At 61.7% G+C, this 2,194-nt stretch carries 3 protein-coding genes and 1 pseudogene; all 4 read left to right on the plus strand.

Features of this window, described 5'->3' with window-relative positions:
- Nucleotides 1–294, plus strand: a pseudogene (locus AC1DN0_RS40885) (cytochrome bc complex cytochrome b subunit); the annotation flags it as partial.
- 37 nt (nucleotides 295–331) lie between these two features.
- A complete protein-coding gene (locus AC1DN0_RS40890; RefSeq protein ID WP_035870644.1) occupies nucleotides 332–1,075 on the plus strand; it encodes a cytochrome c1 in 744 nt (247 codons plus the stop codon).
- Between the two features lie 260 nt (nucleotides 1,076–1,335).
- A complete protein-coding gene (locus AC1DN0_RS40895; protein ID WP_477146598.1) occupies nucleotides 1,336–1,947 on the plus strand; it encodes a glutathione S-transferase N-terminal domain-containing protein in 612 nt (203 codons plus the stop codon).
- Between the two features lie 58 nt (nucleotides 1,948–2,005).
- Nucleotides 2,006–2,194, plus strand: a 189-nt coding sequence (locus tag AC1DN0_RS40900; RefSeq protein WP_477146599.1) for a stringent starvation protein B, incomplete at its 3' end; no start/stop codon positions are given.

Here is a 2,194-nt window from a genome sequence, read left to right on the forward strand (position 1 = left end):
GTGCTGGTGATGGGCGGCTCGGTGGTGATCCTGTTCTTCCTGCCGTGGCTCGACCACTCGCCGGTGAAGTCGATCCGCTATCGCCCGTCCTTCCACAAGAGCATCCTCGTCGTTTTCGTGGTGGTGTTCATCGTGCTCGGCTACCTGGGCGTACAGCCCCCGTCGCCGGTGGGTGAAAAGGTGTCGCAGCTGGGTACCCTGCTGTACTTCGCCTTCTTCCTGACCATGCCGCTGTGGAGCCGTGTCGGCCAGTTCAAGCAAGTGCCGGAACGCGTGACGTTCCACCCGCACTGAGCCCGGACGAAACCCGACAAGAGCACAAGGACACAAGATGAAAAAGCTGCTTTCGATTCTCGCGCTGGCCGGCGCCTGCTTTGCCGCCGCGCCCGCCATGGCCAGCGAAGGGGGCTACCCCCTCGAGCCGGCGCCCGTGCAGACCAGCGATCTCTCCTCGCTGCAGCGCGGCGCCAAGCTGTTCGTCAACTACTGCCTGAACTGTCATGGCGCGTCGATGATGCGGTACAACCGCCTCAAGGACATCGGCCTGACCGACGACCAGATTCGCCAGAACCTGCTGTTCTCTGGCGACAAGGTCGGCGACATGATGACCATCGCCATGCAGCCGAAGGAAGCCAAGGCCTTCTTCGGCGCCCAGCCGCCGGACCTGTCGGTGATCGCCCGCGCCCGCGGCGACGACTGGCTGTACACCTACCTGCGTACCTTCTACCGTGACGACAACCGCGCCACGGGCTGGAACAACCTGGTGTTCCCGAGCGTCGGCATGCCGCACGTGCTGTGGGAACTGCAAGGCCAGCGCACCGCCAAGTTCGTCGAAGCCGAAGAGCATGGCGAGAAGGTCCACAAATTCGCCGGTTTCGAGCAGGTCACGCCGGGCAAGATGAGCACGCTCGAGTACGACCAGGCCGTGACCGACCTGGTCGGGTTCCTGGACTGGATGGCCGAGCCGGCCCAGAACCAGCGCAAGCGCCTGGGCGTCTGGGTGCTGATGTTCCTGGGTGTGTTCACCGTCTTCGCCTGGCGCCTGAACGCCTCGTACTGGAAGGACATCAAGTAATTCGCGGTAAAGCCCGGAAAGCCTGACGGTTCGATGGGAATGGGGCTGGAGCGGACGTTGCGCCAAGAGCAACACCGCCCCGGCCCTTTTTGCTTTGGATGCCGAGACGGGGTTGATGGGCGCAATGTGCCTCAAAGTGCGCTTAAACCTGTCGGGCTCATGTTTATATGTGCCCCATGCATCTCTAATTTGCTTTCTACATATCGGTTCTGCCAGAATACCGATCCAGTCAATCGACCCCGCATCAAAGGAATCCAACCATGATGGTGTTGTATTCGGGCACCACCTGCCCGTTCTCCCAGCGTTGCCGCCTCGTCCTGTTCGAAAAGGGCATGGATTTCGAGATCCGTGACGTCGACCTGTTCAACAAGCCGGAAGACATTTCGGTGATGAACCCCTACGGCCAGGTGCCCATCCTGGTCGAGCGCGACCTGATTCTGTACGAATCGAACATCATCAACGAGTACATCGACGAGCGTTTCCCGYACCCGCAGCTGATGCCGGCTGATCCGGTGCAGCGTGCCCGTGCGCGCCTGTTCCTGTTCAACTTCGAAAAGGAACTGTTCACGCACGTCTACGCGCTCGAAAACGAAAAGGGCAAGGCCGCCGAGAAGAACCACGAGCGCGCCCGGGCCGCCATCCGCGACCGCCTGACCCAGCTCGCGCCGATCTTCGTCAAGAACAAGTACATGCTCGGCGAAGAGTTCTCGATGCTCGACGTCGCCATCGCTCCGCTGCTGTGGCGCCTGGACCATTACGGCATCGAACTGTCGAAGAACGCCGCACCGCTGCTCAAGTACGCCGAGCGCATTTTCAGCCGCCCGGCCTACATCGAAGCGCTCACCCCGTCCGAAAAGGTGATGCGCCGCTAAACCGGCCCGGCCCGAAGCCAACCGCTTCGGGCCACCGGACTGCGCCACTGGAAGCACAATGCCTGAAACCTCCACCAAGCCCTACCTGATCCGTGCCATTTACGAGTGGTGCACGGACAACGGCTTCACGCCGTATATCGCCGTCTTCGTCGACGCCAACACCAGCGTGCCGCGCGAGTTCGTCAAGAACAACGAAATCGTGCTCAACGTCAGCTTCGACGCCACCAGCGGCCTGGACATGGGCCTG

The organism is Cupriavidus sp. 05N39 (assembly GCF_056397325.1).